Source organism: Clostridium zeae (assembly GCF_017312485.1).
Taxonomy (GTDB): Bacteria; Bacillota; Clostridia; order Clostridiales; family Clostridiaceae; genus Clostridium_AR; species Clostridium_AR zeae.
In genome coordinates, this window is the sequence record NZ_BMBA01000026.1 from 1 (window position 1) to 663 (window position 663).

General features: G+C 49.6%; 1 rRNA gene. It reads left to right on the forward strand.

Going from position 1 to position 663, the window contains the following annotated elements:
• Nucleotides 1-663: ribosomal RNA gene (locus J3477_RS25930) — 23S ribosomal RNA — on the forward strand; the annotation flags it as partial.

Below are 663 nucleotides of genomic sequence, written 5' to 3' on the forward strand. Positions count from 1 at the left end.
TACGGAGCCGAAGGGAAACCGAGTCTGAATAGGGCGACTAGTTGCATGCCGTAGACCCGAAACCGGGTGACCTATCCATGGCCAGGTTGAAGCGAAGGTAAAACTTCGTGGAGGACCGAACCACGTTGGTGTTGAAAAACCATGGGATGAGCTGTGGATAGCGGAGAAATTCCAATCGAACTCGGAGATAGCTGGTTCTCCCCGAAATAGCTTTAGGGCTAGCGTCGGATATGACTAATGGAGGTAGAGCACTGAATGGGCTAGGGGGCATATCGCTTACCGAACCTTATCAAACTCCGAATGCCATATAGTATTAGTCCGGCAGTCAGACTGCGAATGATAAGATCCGTAGTCAAAAGGGAAACAGCCCAGATCGTCAGCTAAGGTCCCAAAGTATAAGTTAAGTGGAAAAGGATGTGGGATTTCTAAGACAACTAGGATGTTGGCTTAGAAGCAGCCACTCATTAAAAGAGTGCGTAATAGCTCACTAGTCGAGAGATCCTGCGCCGAAGATGTTCGGGGCTCAAACTTATCACCGAAGCTACGGCTAGCAGATTTATCTGCTGGGGTAGGGGAGCGTCGTAATCGGGCTGAAGTCGTACCGTAAGGAGCGGTGGACTGATTACGAGTGAGTATGTTGGCATCAGTAGCGAGAACTAGGTG